Source organism: Priestia sp. SRI_019 (assembly GCF_057586255.1).
The window spans coordinates 1-14,605 of record NZ_JBYCZN010000012.1; the positions used below are offsets into that span (position 1 = coordinate 1).

The 14,605-nt window shown below is 38.5% G+C and carries 18 protein-coding genes and 11 tRNA genes; 2 read left to right on the top strand and 27 right to left on the bottom strand.

The annotated features are described in order from the left end of the window. Positions 1–51 precede the first annotated feature (51 nt). From AC2YJL_RS26355 to AC2YJL_RS26410, 12 genes are all read right to left on the bottom strand, one after another. A tRNA-Gly gene (locus AC2YJL_RS26355) sits at positions 52–125 on the bottom strand. A gap of 4 nt (positions 126–129) precedes the next feature. After that, a tRNA-Arg gene (locus tag AC2YJL_RS26360) sits at positions 130–206 on the bottom strand. A gap of 89 nt (positions 207–295) precedes the next feature. Then, positions 296–381, bottom strand: a tRNA-Leu gene (locus tag AC2YJL_RS26365). A gap of 22 nt (positions 382–403) precedes the next feature. Next, a tRNA-Leu gene (locus AC2YJL_RS26370) sits at positions 404–486 on the bottom strand. A 12-nt stretch (positions 487–498) separates the two neighbouring features. Continuing rightward, positions 499–571: transfer RNA gene (locus tag AC2YJL_RS26375), tRNA-Lys, on the bottom strand. Positions 572–575: 4 nt separating this feature from the next. Continuing rightward, a tRNA-Gln gene (locus AC2YJL_RS26380) sits at positions 576–650 on the bottom strand. Between the two features lie 10 nt (positions 651–660). Then, positions 661–736, bottom strand: a tRNA-Asp gene (locus AC2YJL_RS26385). Between the two features lie 28 nt (positions 737–764). Further along, positions 765–840: transfer RNA gene (locus tag AC2YJL_RS26390), tRNA-Val, on the bottom strand. A 24-nt stretch (positions 841–864) separates the two neighbouring features. After that, positions 865–939, bottom strand: a tRNA-Glu gene (locus AC2YJL_RS26395). 9 nt (positions 940–948) lie between these two features. After that, positions 949–1,039, bottom strand: a tRNA-Ser gene (locus AC2YJL_RS26400). A gap of 3 nt (positions 1,040–1,042) precedes the next feature. Beyond that, positions 1,043–1,117, bottom strand: a tRNA-Asn gene (locus AC2YJL_RS26405). A 134-nt stretch (positions 1,118–1,251) separates the two neighbouring features. Further along, positions 1,252–1,701 (bottom strand): SprT family protein, encoded by a 450-nt coding sequence (locus AC2YJL_RS26410; RefSeq protein WP_153252844.1) that lies wholly within the window; start codon positions 1,699–1,701, stop codon positions 1,252–1,254. Between the two features lie 109 nt (positions 1,702–1,810). On the opposite strand from AC2YJL_RS26410, the gene cmpA reads away from it, so the two are divergent. Then, complete coding sequence (cmpA, locus tag AC2YJL_RS26415; RefSeq protein ID WP_013055014.1) at positions 1,811–1,927, top strand: cortex morphogenetic protein CmpA; 117 nt, start codon at positions 1,811–1,813, stop codon at positions 1,925–1,927. A 57-nt stretch (positions 1,928–1,984) separates the two neighbouring features. Here cmpA and AC2YJL_RS26420 read toward each other — a convergent pair whose 3' ends face one another. The 14 genes from AC2YJL_RS26420 to acpS all read right to left on the bottom strand — a co-directional run bounded on the left by AC2YJL_RS26420 (position 1,985) and on the right by acpS (position 12,888). Beyond that, positions 1,985–4,159 carry a Tex family protein gene (locus AC2YJL_RS26420; RefSeq protein WP_230931657.1) on the bottom strand — a complete coding sequence of 725 codons (2,175 nt, stop codon included), beginning with the start codon at positions 4,157–4,159 and terminating at the stop codon, positions 1,985–1,987. An 84-nt stretch (positions 4,160–4,243) separates the two neighbouring features. Then, a complete protein-coding gene (locus tag AC2YJL_RS26425; RefSeq protein ID WP_033580804.1) occupies positions 4,244–4,849 on the bottom strand; it encodes a PP2C family serine/threonine-protein phosphatase in 606 nt (201 codons plus the stop codon). Further along, entirely contained in the window at positions 4,849–5,643 is a 795-nt protein-coding gene (gene sigB, locus AC2YJL_RS26430) for an RNA polymerase sigma factor SigB (protein WP_013055011.1), read from the bottom strand. The genes AC2YJL_RS26425 and sigB overlap by 1 nt, the downstream gene beginning before the upstream one ends. Beyond that, the gene (gene rsbW, locus AC2YJL_RS26435; protein WP_013055010.1) at positions 5,609–6,094 is read right to left on the bottom strand and encodes an anti-sigma B factor RsbW; all 486 of its coding nucleotides are present in this window, start codon (positions 6,092–6,094) and stop codon (positions 5,609–5,611) included. The genes sigB and rsbW overlap by 35 nt, the downstream gene beginning before the upstream one ends. After that, entirely contained in the window at positions 6,091–6,423 is a 333-nt protein-coding gene (locus AC2YJL_RS26440; protein WP_013055009.1) for an anti-sigma factor antagonist, read from the bottom strand. Before AC2YJL_RS26440 ends, rsbW begins: the two co-directional genes overlap by 4 nt. Positions 6,424–6,482: 59 nt before the next feature. Further along, positions 6,483–7,493: a PP2C family protein-serine/threonine phosphatase gene (locus tag AC2YJL_RS26445; protein WP_013055008.1), complete on the bottom strand. Its 1,011-nt coding sequence runs from the start codon at positions 7,491–7,493 to the stop codon at positions 6,483–6,485. Positions 7,494–7,506: 13 nt separating this feature from the next. Then, complete coding sequence (locus AC2YJL_RS26450; protein ID WP_013055007.1) at positions 7,507–7,908, bottom strand: anti-sigma regulatory factor; 402 nt, start codon at positions 7,906–7,908, stop codon at positions 7,507–7,509. A gap of 3 nt (positions 7,909–7,911) precedes the next feature. Then, positions 7,912–8,268 (bottom strand): STAS domain-containing protein, encoded by a 357-nt coding sequence (locus AC2YJL_RS26455; protein ID WP_013055006.1) that lies wholly within the window; start codon positions 8,266–8,268, stop codon positions 7,912–7,914. 2 nt (positions 8,269–8,270) lie between these two features. Next, positions 8,271–9,107 carry an RsbT co-antagonist protein RsbRA gene (locus AC2YJL_RS26460; protein WP_013055005.1) on the bottom strand — a complete coding sequence of 279 codons (837 nt, stop codon included), beginning with the start codon at positions 9,105–9,107 and terminating at the stop codon, positions 8,271–8,273. Between the two features lie 157 nt (positions 9,108–9,264). Continuing rightward, entirely contained in the window at positions 9,265–9,615 is a 351-nt protein-coding gene (gene ndoA, locus AC2YJL_RS26465; protein WP_013055004.1) for a type II toxin-antitoxin system endoribonuclease NdoA, read from the bottom strand. Between the two features lie 4 nt (positions 9,616–9,619). Continuing rightward, entirely contained in the window at positions 9,620–9,901 is a 282-nt protein-coding gene (locus AC2YJL_RS26470) for a CopG family ribbon-helix-helix protein (protein ID WP_013055003.1), read from the bottom strand. A 200-nt stretch (positions 9,902–10,101) separates the two neighbouring features. Further along, positions 10,102–11,343 (bottom strand): alanine racemase, encoded by a 1,242-nt coding sequence (gene alr, locus AC2YJL_RS26475; RefSeq protein WP_407818541.1) that lies wholly within the window; start codon positions 11,341–11,343, stop codon positions 10,102–10,104. 62 nt (positions 11,344–11,405) lie between these two features. Beyond that, positions 11,406–12,464, bottom strand: a complete 1,059-nt coding sequence (locus AC2YJL_RS26480; RefSeq protein ID WP_013055001.1) for a LolA family protein — start codon at positions 12,462–12,464, stop codon at positions 11,406–11,408. A gap of 58 nt (positions 12,465–12,522) precedes the next feature. Further along, positions 12,523–12,888, bottom strand: coding sequence for a holo-ACP synthase (gene acpS / locus AC2YJL_RS26485; protein WP_025753519.1), 366 nt, complete (start codon positions 12,886–12,888; stop codon positions 12,523–12,525). A 64-nt stretch (positions 12,889–12,952) separates the two neighbouring features. Between acpS and AC2YJL_RS26490 the strand changes: the two genes are divergently transcribed. After that, positions 12,953–13,555, top strand: coding sequence for a rhomboid family intramembrane serine protease (locus tag AC2YJL_RS26490; RefSeq protein ID WP_195695592.1), 603 nt, complete (start codon positions 12,953–12,955; stop codon positions 13,553–13,555). Between the two features lie 8 nt (positions 13,556–13,563). On the opposite strand, the gene uvsE is transcribed toward AC2YJL_RS26490, so the two are convergent. Continuing rightward, entirely contained in the window at positions 13,564–14,535 is a 972-nt protein-coding gene (uvsE, locus tag AC2YJL_RS26495) for a UV DNA damage repair endonuclease UvsE (RefSeq protein ID WP_050690798.1), read from the bottom strand. Between the last annotated feature and the right edge of the window lie 70 nt (positions 14,536–14,605).

Consider the following 14,605-nt stretch of genomic DNA (forward strand, 5'->3'; position numbering starts at 1 on the left):
GTTTAACGTTGACGTTTGTCGCTTTGTTCAGTTTTCAAAGTTCAATATATTTGGAGCGGGTGATGAGAATCGAACTCACGACATCAGCTTGGAAGGCTGAGGTTTTACCACTAAACTACACCCGCAATATGGCGCGCCCGAGAGGAGTCGAACCCCTAACCTTTTGATCCGTAGTCAAACGCTCTATCCAATTGAGCTACGGGCGCTTCTTATGATGTTTACCGCCGTTGTTTTGGCGACTTTATTATAATATCATTTCTGTTTTCTTATGTCAACACTTTTTTAAAAAGTTTTTTGGTGCGGCCGAGAGGACTTGAACCTCCACGGGGTCGCCCCCACTAGGCCCTCAACCTAGCGCGTCTGCCATTCCGCCACGACCGCTAAATACATAAAATGAATAAGATGCGGGTGAAGGGACTTGAACCCCCACGTCGTAAAGACACTAGATCCTAAGTCTAGCGCGTCTGCCAATTCCGCCACACCCGCAAGAAATGAAAATGAGCCATGAAGGACTCGAACCTTCGACCCTCTGATTAAAAGTCAGATGCTCTACCAACTGAGCTAATGGCTCTTTATGGCTGGGCTAGCTGGATTCGAACCAACGCATGACGGAATCAAAATCCGTTGCCTTACCGCTTGGCGATAGCCCAATAATTTAAATGGCGGTCCCGACGGGAATCGAACCCGCGATCTCCTGCGTGACAGGCAGGCATGTTAACCGCTACACCACGGGACCATCCAAAATTATGTATAAAACAGTCAAATGGTGGAGGATGACGGGATCGAACCGCCGACCCCCTGCTTGTAAGGCAGGTGCTCTCCCAGCTGAGCTAATCCTCCACAGAATATGTAAACAAAAATCAATGGTGACCCGTACGGGATTCGAACCCGTGTTACCGCCGTGAAAGGGCGGTGTCTTAACCGCTTGACCAACGGGCCATTATAAAATGGCGGAGAAGGAGGGATTTGAACCCTCGCGCCGCTTACACGACCTACACCCTTAGCAGGGGCGCCTCTTCAGCCACTTGAGTACTTCTCCATATGGCTCCACAGGTAGGACTCGAACCTACGACCGATCGGTTAACAGCCGATAGCTCTACCACTGAGCTACTGTGGAATAATATTTATCAGACTTCTTACATTGTAATCGACATTATATGTAATGTCAATAAGTTTTTGTGATTTCTTTACCGTTCATTTGAGACGGCTTTATTAATTTATCATAATCAATCTATTTTAGTCAAGCATCTTCTACATTTTTTTTAATTTACCTTTACACTTCCCACAAACATATTTAACCGTGTTCACTTTTCTTTTTCGAACATATTTTTGCTCACACTGCATACATACATATATGTGCTCTTTTTTCTTTCCATCACTTTCTTTTTTCAATGCCTGACAAAATCGGGGGGCACCTACTTCTTTCATTAGGCTTTTAAAGTCTTGATCTCCATGCTTATACCCTTTCCCCTCAATATGCAAATGATAGTGACAGAGCTCATGTTTAATGATTGCTACTATTTCTTGTCTGCCATATTGTTCAAAGTATTTGTAGTTTACTTCTATATTAGATGTACGTAATAAATACCTTCCACCTGTCGTACGTAAACGAGAATTAAAAGTGGCTTCATGACGAAATGGTTTGTGAAACAGCTTCAATGAAATTTCTTCTACAAGTATTTGTAAATCCTTATCATTCATCTTATATACTCCTCCACTGTATGAAATCACCTGACTAGCTCTTTGGGCATACACTTCATTACATACTCACTATTTACCTTATCATAAATGAAAAGGAGTGATTGTCCTTATGCCAATGTGGCTACAAAAACAAATGAGGCGCGCTTATTCTGAAAAAGACCGTGCACAAATAAAATTGCTCAATCAATGTTGGTTTTTTTATCAAAAAAATAACTCCGCTTCTTAAATCACTTCTTTTTACAAATAAAATTGCCTTTTCAGAAAATCTGAAAAGGCAATTTTATTATTGATGGGGTGGAATCATCGTCAGTGCGACTCTTCCTTTTTTCATATCTACTTCTTCTACCCACACATTCACCAAATCTCCTACTGAAACGACATCGAGGGGGTGCTTAACGTACCGATTCGTTAATTTAGAAATATGGACTAGACCGTCTTGCTTAACTCCTATATCGATGAACGCTCCGAAATCTACGACGTTTCGCACAGTACCTTCAAGCTGAATACCTTTGGCAAGATCTTCTAGCTTCAAAATATCCTGACGGAGCAAAGGTTTTGGCAGTTCATCACGAGGATCTCTTTCGGGCCTTACGAGCGCTTCTATAATGTCTTTTAAAGTAAGCTCCCCTATATTTAGTTCTTCTGATATTTCGGGTAAAGAGATATGTTTTAATGCTTCTTTTACTTTCTCCGTTCCAAGCTCAGTCTCTTTCACTTCCGCCTTCTTTAAAAGCTTTTTAACGTCTCCATATGTTTCAGGATGGATCCCCGTTCTGTCTAAGGGTTCTTCACCTTCTATAATACGTAAAAACCCAATACACTGCTCATACGTTTTAGCACCTAAACGCGGAATTTTCTTTAACTGTTTTCGGTTAGAGAATTTTCCGTTTTCATCACGATATTTTACAATGTTTTGAGCAACTGTCTTATTTAGACCAGCAACGTATTGTAGAAGGGAAGCAGAAGCCGTGTTTGCATTTACTCCTACCTGATTTACTACTGTCTCTACAATAAAAGTCAGTGAATCATTTAATTGCTTTTGAGACACATCATGCTGATACTGCCCTACCCCTACGGACTTAGGATCAATTTTCACAAGTTCAGCCAGCGGATCTTGCAGCCTTCTGGCAATCGATACAGCGCTTCGCTCTTCTACTTGAAAATCAGGAAATTCCTCTCTAGCAACATTAGAAGCCGAATATACGCTTGCTCCTGCTTCATTCACAATCAAATAATAAACTGGGTTTTCAATTTCTTTAAGAACATCCGCTACAAATTGCTCCGTTTCGCGAGATGCCGTTCCGTTTCCGATTGCTACTACTTCAATAGGGTATTCAGCGAACATTTTCTTTAATTTATTTTGCGCTTCAGCTGCTTTTCTCACAGGAGGATGTGGATAAATAACATCAATTTTTAATACCTTGCCCGTTTCATCTACTACAGCTAATTTGCAGCCTGTTCGAAAAGCTGGATCTACTCCTAATACCACCTTCCCTTTCAATGGAGGTTGGAGAAGCAGTTTTCGTAAGTTTTCAGAAAAGATGTGAATGGCTCTTTCTTCCGCTTTTTCTGATAGCTCTTTACGGATTTCGCGTTCAATAGATGGTTCTATTAAGCGTTTATAAGCATCTTCTATAGCCGAGATGATATAACTTTCGGCTGAAGAATCCCTTTTTTTGATTACTTGTTTATGTAAATATGAAAGAATACGATCTGTAGGCGCATCAATACTCACTTTTAAAATACCGTCTTTTTCTCCTCTATTCATAGCTAAGATACGATGAGGAACGATTCGCTTTACCGCTTCTGTATATTCATAGTACATTTCATAGATATTTTTTTCATCTTTTTCCGGATCTTTAACTGAAGTAATAATTATGCCATCTTTTACAGTGGTCGTACGAATCCATTGACGGTAAGATGCTTCGTCAGAAATTTGTTCCGCTACAATGTCTAGGGCTCCCTGAATAGCTTCTTCAGAAGATTGAACTCCCGCTTCTTCATTTATGTATGTTTGCGCTTCATTCTTCACGTCAGAATGTGGAAAACTTAGTAGCCACTGTGCTAATGGTTCAAGACCTTTTTCTTTTGCTACAGTTGCTTTTGTACGTCGTTTTTGCTTAAAAGGGCGGTATAAATCTTCTACTTGCTGCAATTTCTTCGCTTGATGAATTTGAGCAGCCAGTTCCTCAGTTAATTTCCCTTGCTCTTCAATTAATCGAAGAACTTCCTCTTTACGCTCCTCTAAATTCATTAAGTAGTTCCAGGAATCTAAAATATTCCGGATTTGGACTTCATCCAAAGCACCAGTTTGTTCTTTTCTATATCGAGCAATAAAGGGAACTGTATTACCGTCTTCTACTAAAGCAATTACGTTTTGTACTTGCTTCTGTGAAATCTCCACCTCTTTACTTACACGTTGAACAATTTGATTATCTAATTTCGTTGCAACAGACACAGCTTATCCTCCTACCTAAATGAAACTTTGTCTCTATTGTAACAAAACTCACATGCAATAACACATGTGAGCTAAAAAGAAAGGCTATGCAGTTGGAAGATGACCAGCGATATACGTAATATCGTCATTATGAGATCGAATAGCTGCCTGTAGCCGTGTCGACAATTGATCTACATTCATCGAGTTAGCAAAAACAGATTTAATCTCTTTTAATTCTAAGCCATCTGTATGAATCAAAAATTTAGACCCGGAGTCATATGGGAAGGTTTGTGTGCGGAATTTTTGAATTTTCCCTGATAAAAAACCTTGAATTGGCAGAGGATACGTTAATTTCCCCTCCGGAGAATACAGATAAAAGCGGATATTACCTACATTTGTATAATGAAATTCGTTATGTTTTTTATCAATTTTCAAAATAGCTACTGCTGCGCCTCTTGTATGTCGAGTAGCTTTGTTGCACTTAGAAATGATTTCATCCACATCTAGATGATGATGAGCTTTCGCTACATCCGTAACAGCTACAGAAGCGGCTCTGGCTTGTTCACCGCTTCCTAATCCATCTGCCACTGCACATAGAAAATAGTCATCCGTTTCTTTGACATAGTAACTATCTCCACAACATACGTTCCCTTGCTTTGGTTCTTGGTATATATGAGTTTGAATCGACTTTGTATTAGGGTCTACTGTCATCACGACATATACTCCGAATCGTTAGAATCTGAGCGAGCTGCAGTCCTTAGCTTATCAAGCGCTCTTCTTTGCAGTCGAGATACATGCATTTGAGAAATCCCTAACTTCTCACCGGCATCTTTTTGACTCAGATTTTCAATAAAGGTATAGCGAATCACTTCTTTTTCTCTATCGCTTAATACATGAAGAATCTTTTCTAACACTAAACGCTGATCAGTTTTCTCATAACCCGACTCTTGTTCACCTACTAAATCAAGGATTGTCACAGTGCTTCCATCAGAGTCTGCTTCAATGGAATGATCAACAGACAACGCTTGATAACTTTGCCCCATCTCCATCGTTTCTAAAATTTCTTCCTCTGTCACTCCGATATGATCAGCAATTTCTTTCACTTGAGGAGATCGCTGTAAACGGGTTGTTAGCTCTTCGACAGCTGCTTTAATTTTAGGACCTAATTCTTTGATGCGGCGCGGCACGTGAACACTCCACGTTTTATCGCGTAAAAATCGCTTAATCTCTCCAATGATTGTAGGAACAGCAAACGATTCAAAGCTTCTTCCAAATGAAGCATCATACCTTCTAATAGCTCCTAACAGTCCTAGCATCCCTACCTGCACAATATCTTCATGTAAGCTTCTGCCTTTTGAATAACGACGTGCAATAGATTCAACAAGGTTCTTGTAATGTACTACTAGATCACTTTGTGCTTCTTCATCCTGCGTTTTTTGAAAGCGCTCAATTCGTTCCTGAACCTGTTCTTTAGTTAATTTCATAGGTTGAGACTGTGTTTTCATCACTCTCCACCTGCTCTCTTTGCACATACTTAGTCATCATTAGCGTTACACCTTTTGAATTGACCATTTTCACTTCATCCATTAGTGTTTCAATTAAATATAAACCAAGTCCACCTTCAGGAAGAAATTCAACTTCTTTTGATGTTTCATAAGGTCCTATATGTTCCTTAAGCTCTTCAAAATTAAAGCTTTCACCTTTATCGACCACCATGATTTCTAAACGGTCATCAAATAAACCAAAACCTACTCTCACTTCACCATTTTCTTCATTCTTGTAAGCATGCTGCACGGCATTCGTACATGCCTCACTCACAGCAATTTTCATATCTTCAATTTCATCATAAGAAAAACCCATCCGGTTCGCTACACCAGACAGCGTCAGTCGAATAATCGCTACGTAGTCTGGCTTAGCAGGAATCTTCATCTCAACAAAGTCATAAGGCTGTTTCATTTTACGCCACCTTCTACTTGTGAATTCACGTTTAAAATGTCTGTGAGGCCCGTAATATCAAATAAGCGCTTGATGCGCTCTGATACACCAACAAATTTCAAAGAGCCGTTATTTTTCTTATTGGCTTTTAACAATGCAATAAATACACCTAGTCCTGTACTATCCATGTATGATACATCGGTTAAATCGACTATAATTTCCGGTTCAGTATGTTCAGTAATTTCCATGAACTTTTCTTTTAGCTTAGGTGCTGTATATGCGTCAATCTCTCCAGCCAGCTTAATACGATATGCTTGACCGTCCTTTTGTATATCTATTTTTAAATTCATCGTATTAGTAGACCCCCTCTAATTTTGTGCTATCTTTTCTGTACCCTTTTTTAGAATACTTAAACTAAACTCTTCAAAATAATCAATGTAAAGTCATCCCTCAATTGAAAATGCTGTAATTTCTCCAGCTCTTTATATACAGATTCTACAATTTCTTGAGGAGACAAATGCATGTATTTTCGAATTAATTTTATGATGTCCAATCTTTCAATAAATCCTTCTTCAGTTCTGCATTCTGTTACGCCATCTGTTAACAGAACAATCATATCGCCTTTTGAAAGCTGCTGCTCGTACTGAAGATATTTCACATGGCGATCGACTCCTAGCACGAGTCCTTTTGCCTCCAAATCTTCAAATGAATCAGCTTTGGCATCATAATAAAAACCTGGCTCATGCCCTGCAGAAGCATAATCAAATAAGTTTGTCTCGGGATTATAGCTTCCGTAGAACATCGTAATAAACATACTTGGATCTACGTTTCGCTCTACAATATTATTCAAGTTCTCTAATACATAACTTGGATTTTTTCTTGAGTCCGGTAAGCTGTCCATTGCATATTTGATCATAGACATACACATTGCAGCTGGAATTCCTTTTCCGATTACATCGGCAATGGCAATACTTAACCCGCCGTGCTCTTCTTCTACAAAGTGAAAATAATCTCCGTTCATCTGTTTAGCCGGTACGCTAATCGCACCAATTTCTAAAGTTGAACTAGCCGGAACCTTTGTCCCCAACAGCGTCTGCTGGACGTTAGCAGCAACTTCAATCTCAGAACGAAGTTCCCGCTGCTTATTTTTTAATGTTTGATGCTCACGAAGAGCAAGACCGTAGCTAATCATTACCTCAAGTAAAAAGTCCAGAGAATGCAGCACTTTTTCTGGAATATCAGAATAAATTTCTTCAATTACTTCTTTATGAATGCTCACAATATCTTCTGGCGATATTTCATTCTCTAAAGATTTTCTACTTAGTTTTTGTCCTTGATACAAAATTTGTTCATTTTGTGTTTGGATATAGTTCCCCAAAATATCTTTGTATAAATCTCTCATCTCTTTATCAAAAGACATTATCTATTTCCTCCTACCGGAGCCACTTAACTGCTTTAATCTCAGTACCTTCTCCGACATTTGTTTCGATGTCAAACTCATCCATCAATCGTTTTACCCCAGGAAGCCCAGCTCCTAGTCCACCCGATGTTGAGTATCCATCTTCCATTACTTTGCGAACGTCGGGGATACCTGGCCCTTCATCTGTTGCTACGACAAGAAGACCGTTTTTTCCTCCACGATTTAATTTCTCAATATAGATTTGACCCTTACCCGCATATAGGTAAATATTACGAGCTAATTCAGAAATGGCGGTTGTAATACGAGCTTGGTCAACTGTTCCAAACCCTAGCTCTTTCGACACATTTCTACCTAATTGGCGTGCCGCTACGATGTCCCATTCTGTTACGATTTTTACGCTGGATTGGAATTCCATATACTAATCCCCCAATTCCGATTGGAGTTTCTCAAGACCTTTTTCTAAATCGAGTGCAGTAAGAACATCATTTAGGCCAATCCCTAACTCAACAAGTGTAATAGCTACTGCAGGCTGGATACCTGTTAATACTACTCTAGCCCCCATCAAATTAGACATGCTAACCACGTCACCTAACACTTTTGCGATGAATGAATCGATCATATCAATTGAAGTTAAATCGATTACCACTCCTTTTGCTCCAGTTTGATGAATTTTACTTAGCAAATCTTCTTGGAATTGAATAGCCGTTTGATCATCCAGCTCCCATTGAATGGATACCAATAAATAGTCGTACAATTTCAAAATGGGTATTCTCACGTTTATTCCTCCGATTCTATATCAACTATTTTCCGCTCAGTCATTTCTAACGCAAACTCTACGCCTTTTTTTAAGGAGTTTTTCGTAATAATTTCGTTTAAGTTAATACCTAAGTTCACAATAGTCTGAGCAATTTCCGGACGAATTCCTACTAACAAACACTTGGCTCCAACCAAACGTACGGCTTCAGCAGCTTGAATGATATGATGGGCAACCATCGTATCCACTACTGGTACTCCGGTAATATCTATTAATACGACCTCTGATCGGTGCTTTACGACACCTTGCAGTAAGTTTTCCATAATTTTCTTTGCGCGATCAGTATCGATTGTTCCTACAAGCGGCATTACTGTAATTTTATCAAATACCGGTATTAATGGAGCAGACAATTCTTGAAGTGCAACTTTTTGCAACATAACTGTATTTTCCCACGAGTTGGAGTATTGTTCTACTATTTTGTTGTAAATAGGGCTTAACCACTTGTCAAACCGATAGAATAATTCAGAATGAGTTTGGTCAGCCTTCACATGTTCACTGTTTACATACCCTTCAACCACTACGTGACCCAAGTTACGTACACCCTGTGTCAAATAAGCAAGAGGCCATCCTAAACTCACAACTCGTCCTACTACTTCTTCTAGTTCCTCTGCAAAATTTTCCTGATCACGGAATGCTTTTGCCAAAAGTAAATTTACAAAATCAGAGCTTACATTTACGTACACTTGTTCGGATACAATGTTTTTAATCCGCTCTGTTTCCACATCATTCATTAACACTAGCCATCGATCAAAAATTTCTGATTTATGATTTTGTATATAATTGAATAAATCTTGATTCATGAGGTCCTCCTTGTGAGTCAATACACTCATTTATATCTATATATATATTATCATTTTTAAAACGTTTCTTATTACAATATACGTTTACTGATTATTCCTAGTCAAATTAAAAAAGTTGCTCATAAAGGAGCAACTTAGCATAAATGGAAGTATAATTCTAAAAGTCGATAAGTCCTACACTGATTTGCAAGGCTTCATCCACTCTGTCCATCATTTCATCATCTAAATGGGTAATCTTGTCTGTTAGCCTCTGTTTATCAATAGTACGAATTTGTTCTAGTAAAATAACTGAATCTCGCTCAAATCCATAGCGCTTTGCATCAATTTCAACATGCGTAGGTAACTTTGCCTTTTGAATTTGAGCAGTGATCGCAGCTACAATAACAGTTGGGCTAAAACGATTGCCTATATCATTTTGAATGACAAGTACAGGGCGAACGCCTCCTTGTTCTGAGCCAACAACAGGAGATAGGTCAGCAAAATAAACGTCGCCACGTTTGACTACCAAGTCATTACCCCCCGCTTACTAAACGATCCACAGTATGATCAGCTTCATACTCTGCTAGAAAAGCCTCGGAAGCAATATTTAAGTTTATCTTTGCCATCTCCATATATCCACGTCTCATTGATTCGCGAATATGGCGTTTTTTTCGCTCACGAAGGTACAATTTTGTTGCTTGGTGAATAAAATCACTTCGGTTGCCATTTTCTTGTTTAACCATAAGATCGAGCTCCGATACTAAATTTTTCGGTAATCTTACTAGGATTTCTGTAGTTGCGCTCGCTTCAGACACAAACATACACCTCCAACATCAATACACACACCAATAGTCTCATCTTTCCTTATCATAACATTGATTAGCTTTAATGGAAAGTTAATTCTGTCAATTTCTACACTATTATCGTCAATTGATACCCTCTTTTATGCATGGAAGTTATTATTTTATTGTCTTTTGTTCGCAGACTTTTTATGTTGACTCAGGAAGATGTATATTCAGCGCAAGATATAATTATTAACATCAATATGCTGCAACTCTCTTGTATAAACCCTCGGAACCCTTGCTGCAATCATGCAAGGGATTTCATAATTAATTGTTTCAAGATGCTTCGCTACTTCATCAATTGTAATTTCAGCATCTTTTTGTTTTCCAATAAACGTTACTTTTGTACCCATTTTATACATTTTAGGTAATTTAATCATCAATTGGTCCATGCAGATTCTACCAACAATTGGCACTTTAAATCCATCTACTAATACTTCAAAATTACTTAATTTACGGATCCAGCCGTCTGCGTATCCTAATGGGATAGTAGCAATCCATTCATCTTCTTTCGCTTCATAAGTAGCTCCGTAACTGATATGACTGCCTTTTTTGACTTTTTTAACATGCACGATACGGCTGTGCAGCGAAAAAGCCTGTTTTAACGGAATTGGCAAGACTTCTTTTAATTCCTCAGAAGGACTCAAGCCATACATAGAGATACCTAAGCGTACGCCATTAAAGATATCTTTCGGACGACGAAGCAAGGCTGCGCTATTTGCACAGTGAATCATCGGAGGTGTAAAATTATATTCTTTCACAATTTGAACCATTTCTTCAAAGAATGTATATTGTTCTTCAAAATAAGATGAGTTTAGCTCGTCTGCTGTTGCAAAGTGTGTAAACACTCCATCCAGCACGAATCCCGAATGAGAAGCGATGATTTTCAGCGTTTCGTGTAATTCTTCTTTTGTTCTAACTCCCAAGCGACCCATGCCTGTATCTATTTTTAAATGCATATGCAGCTGAATGTTTTCACCTAGAATGGACGCCGCTTCTTCAATCCAAGCTTTGCTATAAGCAGTAACCGTTACATTCCAGTCCAAGGCGGTTTGAATGTGTAGGGTAGGCACGGCTCCTAATACTAAAATGGATTCCTTTATTCCTTTTTTCCGAAGAGCAATAGCTTCATCCAAAAAAGCTACAGCTAGCATATCAGCACCAGCTTGAAGCGCAATCTCTGCTACTTCTTTATCTCCATGCCCGTACGCATTCGCCTTCACTACGGCCATTAACGTTTTATGCCCCGGTATCAGTTCTCTTACATGATTCACATTTTGAAAAATGGCTTCTACATCAATTTCTGCCCATGTTTCTCTATAAAATGCATCCATTACTACGACACTTCCTTTTTTCAGAACCATTCTAAACGTACTTTCCTCTGTTAGTATAATACATCTATAGCCAAACTTCATCTCGATCTTTATTCAAATTAAGCAAGAACAAGCCTACATATATGCAGGCTTGTAAGCTTCTCTTATTTTCCCATCTGACTTTGCACAGATCTAGCAACTGTACTCAATTCATCTGGTGTTAGCTGATCAGAAGCCAGCATAAAGTCTACTCCATTATATGTCCAAGATAGACTTTTATCCGTTAAAGCTCCCACAGTAAAACCTAAATCAAATGGCTCTCCGGCAGTAACTGTAGATGTCGCTGTTTTAGCTACTTGCGCTTTTTCTTGTACAAGCGTAAACGGCTTTTCTCCTTTGTACATTAAAACGACTCTTTCGCCATTTTCTGTCTCAATTTTCTTTTCCTTGGACAGCTTTGTACCTTTTGGAACATCCTTAGGATAAAGAACGCTAAATGATTTTTGCTGCGCTAATGTCGGAACGTCAATCTTTGCACTTGTCATATTTCTTTTTGTATCAAAAGCCCCTTTATCAAACTTAGAATCGAATTTGACCTTAGAGAAATCAACTTTTATTAACACTTTATTATCCGTATCCATAATTTTAACCGAAACAGGCGCTAAGTCACTTTTATTCAGCGTAATTTCTTGTTTAGGAAGCATCGTGCTATTTTGATAGTTGGTTTTTGTTTCAAAAATATAATGCTTATCCGTTGATTTAAAGCTTGCCTTTTCATCCTTCACAATATCTTGGACGAGGGATTCATACAAATAAGCTTGACTGCTATTTTGCGGCCAGTCACTTTGAAAACGAAAGCTTTTATTTAAGGCAGGCGTTAGAACAAAAACCCCTTCATCATTACGCAAAATCATTTGGCTTTGATCTTTCTTTGTATTTTTCAAATTCACTCGATAATACATAGGCTTACTATGCCAAATCTCTACATCGTATACTTGAGCATCTTTCCCTGTATTTAATGTCATCTTAGCATCTGATTTATAACCCGCCATTTCTTGTACCTTGGCATCCAATGCATCTGTTACATCCTGCTGACTTTTTTCACCGCATGCTGATAAGGCTAAGAGAAAAAAGGCGCAAACAAATAAGCCAATCCATTTTTTATGCATTTCCCCAACTCCTTTATTTCGTATATTCACAGCTAAACGGAGAAGCAAGAACATATCTTGTCTCCCCTATCCACACTATGAATATATGAACAAGAAATAGTGAATATGCAGACTAGCTTGACAAGCGTTCAATAATTACTTGAGCAATCGCATAGTGGGCACTGTGGGAGATAGATACGTGTACGGACGCGTCCAGTGGTTGTTTTGTAACAATGTGGGGCTTTCCTCTTTCATCATTCACGATTTCTATATCTTGGAAGCTGAAATCTTTTCCTATTCCTGTTCCAAGAGCTTTCGAATATGCTTCCTTCACAGCAAATCTTCCTGCTAAAAATTCGACCTTACGTCGGCTTGATAGCTTTTCATAGCGTTCTTTTTCATTTTTTGTTAAAATCCGAGTAACAAAAGCACTTTGACGCTGCACCATTTTTTCAATCCGCTCTAACTCTGTAATATCAATTCCAGTTCCTATAATCATTTTCATTTAATCCTCTCTTACAGAATAGTATATAAAAATGCCTTTATAAAAAGGAGTGACAAATATGTTCGTACGCACAGAAAATGTAGCTGAATTTAAACGTTTTTATCCTGTTACCTTCACGCTTATCTGCATCCACATTGCGCTATGGTTACTTGCCGCTCTTCCCTCACACCTTGCAGAATCTTTTATACATCAGCTTATTGGTGTGAATAGCTTAATTTCTCAAGGAGACTACTGGCGACTTTTCACACCTATCTTTTTGCATCTAAGCTTTTCACACCTTCTTTTTAACTCATTTTCATTGTTCTTGTTAGGGCCAGGTGCTGAGCGTATTCTTTCTTCTTATAAGTTTCTTCTATTCTACCTTACGTGTGGATTGCTTGGAAATATCGTTACATTTCTAATCCAATCTTCTTTTTACAGCCATGTGGGTGCATCCGGTGCCATTTTCGGGCTGCTTGGGTTCTACCTCTACCTTGTAATAAAACAAAAGCACATGCTTTCTAAAAGCAACCAGCAAATCATTGTCGTCTTTTTAATTATTGGATTACTTTCAGGTCTGCTAACGCCAGGAACTAACAACACAGCTCATTTCGCTGGAGGTATTGCTGGATTTCTTCTCGCTTTTCTCGCGTTCAAACAGAAAAACAAGCCACAGATATGAGGCCTGCTTTAAGATTTAATATAAAAAGTGGATGAGTTAATAAATTCCACATCTTCATAAGACTTCAAGTCTCTTACTAACTGAAAGAGCGCTTCATCTTTTTTCTTAGCTTCAATCATGCAATCAATTTGCGGTATCGTTCCATTTACTTCTTTTAAAAAGCTGTAAAACCCGTGAACATCGATATAATCTGCATGGGCTCTAAATTCTTTATCACTTTTAGGACTAGATATATGCATTTTTAGAGGAAGCGTTTCCTGTTCCCATGTTCTAATGATACGGTCCCAATGCTCTTGCCATGAAGTTTCGTCGTTGTTTGCCTGATGATGATGAAGATCAAAAATGATTGGGACATTTAGTTTTTCACATAAATACAAGACGTCCTTTATATGAAAGGTTGTATCGTCGTTTTCTAACATAATCATTTGCTGAAGGGATTGAGGTACAAGCCCCCAATTATGAATAAACTGCTCCAGTGCTTTTTCTTTATCATTATAAGCCCCTCCAACATGTAAAACACAGCGATTTTGAAGCGGAATGTCCATTCCTTTCAGCAACTTTTGATGCATGCGAAGAGTTTGGATAGAATGCTTAAAAACCTCTTTATCCGTTGAGTTTAAAACAACAAAATGATCCGGGTGAAAATCTACTCGCATTGGATGTTCCTTCAAAAATACAGAAATACGCTGAAGAGCATCCTTTAAAGGAGCTATGTAGTTCCACTCTTTTAGGGCCTCATGGTTAGCTAATGGAATTAACTTAGAACTGAATCGAAAAAACTCAATTTCACTCCACGCATTATGTTTTAATAACCGTAAGCAGTTTTCTAAGTTGGATATTGCAATACGTTCGAGCTTGCGAATGGCCGCTTCATGGTCTTTCACACGCTGAAATTGTGCAAAAGTCATTGTTTGAGAAGGAGAACTATTTTCCAAATGAACGCTCATCGCCACATAACCTAACCGTACAATGGTCGACATCAGTGAACACCCCATTTTATTTTACTCATAGTGTGCACCAATAAAACAGCAATTAACACATAAAAAAAAC

Excerpts from the sequence above, each read along its gene's own strand:
- AC2YJL_RS26410 (WP_153252844.1), bottom strand. The coding sequence starts at position 1,701 with ATGAATGATAAGGATTTACAAATACTTGTAGAAGAAATTTCATTGAAG.
- cmpA (WP_013055014.1), top strand. The coding sequence starts at position 1,811 with ATGCCAATGTGGCTACAAAAACAAATGAGGCGCGCTTATTCTGAAAAA.
- AC2YJL_RS26425 (WP_033580804.1), bottom strand. The coding sequence starts at position 4,849 with ATGACAGTAGACCCTAATACAAAGTCGATTCAAACTCATATATACCAA.
- sigB (WP_013055011.1), bottom strand. The coding sequence starts at position 5,643 with ATGAAAACACAGTCTCAACCTATGAAATTAACTAAAGAACAGGTTCAG.
- rsbW (WP_013055010.1), bottom strand. The coding sequence starts at position 6,094 with ATGAAACAGCCTTATGACTTTGTTGAGATGAAGATTCCTGCTAAGCCA.
- AC2YJL_RS26440 (WP_013055009.1), bottom strand. The coding sequence starts at position 6,423 with ATGAATTTAAAAATAGATATACAAAAGGACGGTCAAGCATATCGTATT.
- AC2YJL_RS26445 (WP_013055008.1), bottom strand. The coding sequence starts at position 7,493 with ATGTCTTTTGATAAAGAGATGAGAGATTTATACAAAGATATTTTGGGG.
- AC2YJL_RS26450 (WP_013055007.1), bottom strand. The coding sequence starts at position 7,908 with ATGGAATTCCAATCCAGCGTAAAAATCGTAACAGAATGGGACATCGTA.
- AC2YJL_RS26460 (WP_013055005.1), bottom strand. The coding sequence starts at position 9,107 with ATGAATCAAGATTTATTCAATTATATACAAAATCATAAATCAGAAATT.
- alr (WP_407818541.1), bottom strand. The coding sequence starts at position 11,343 with ATGAAGTTTGGCTATAGATGTATTATACTAACAGAGGAAAGTACGTTT.
- AC2YJL_RS26480 (WP_013055001.1), bottom strand. The coding sequence starts at position 12,464 with ATGTTCTTGCTTCTCCGTTTAGCTGTGAATATACGAAATAAAGGAGTT.
- acpS (WP_025753519.1), bottom strand. The coding sequence starts at position 12,888 with ATGATTATAGGAACTGGAATTGATATTACAGAGTTAGAGCGGATTGAA.
- AC2YJL_RS26490 (WP_195695592.1), top strand. The coding sequence starts at position 12,953 with ATGTTCGTACGCACAGAAAATGTAGCTGAATTTAAACGTTTTTATCCT.
- uvsE (WP_050690798.1), bottom strand. The coding sequence starts at position 14,535 with ATGTCGACCATTGTACGGTTAGGTTATGTGGCGATGAGCGTTCATTTG.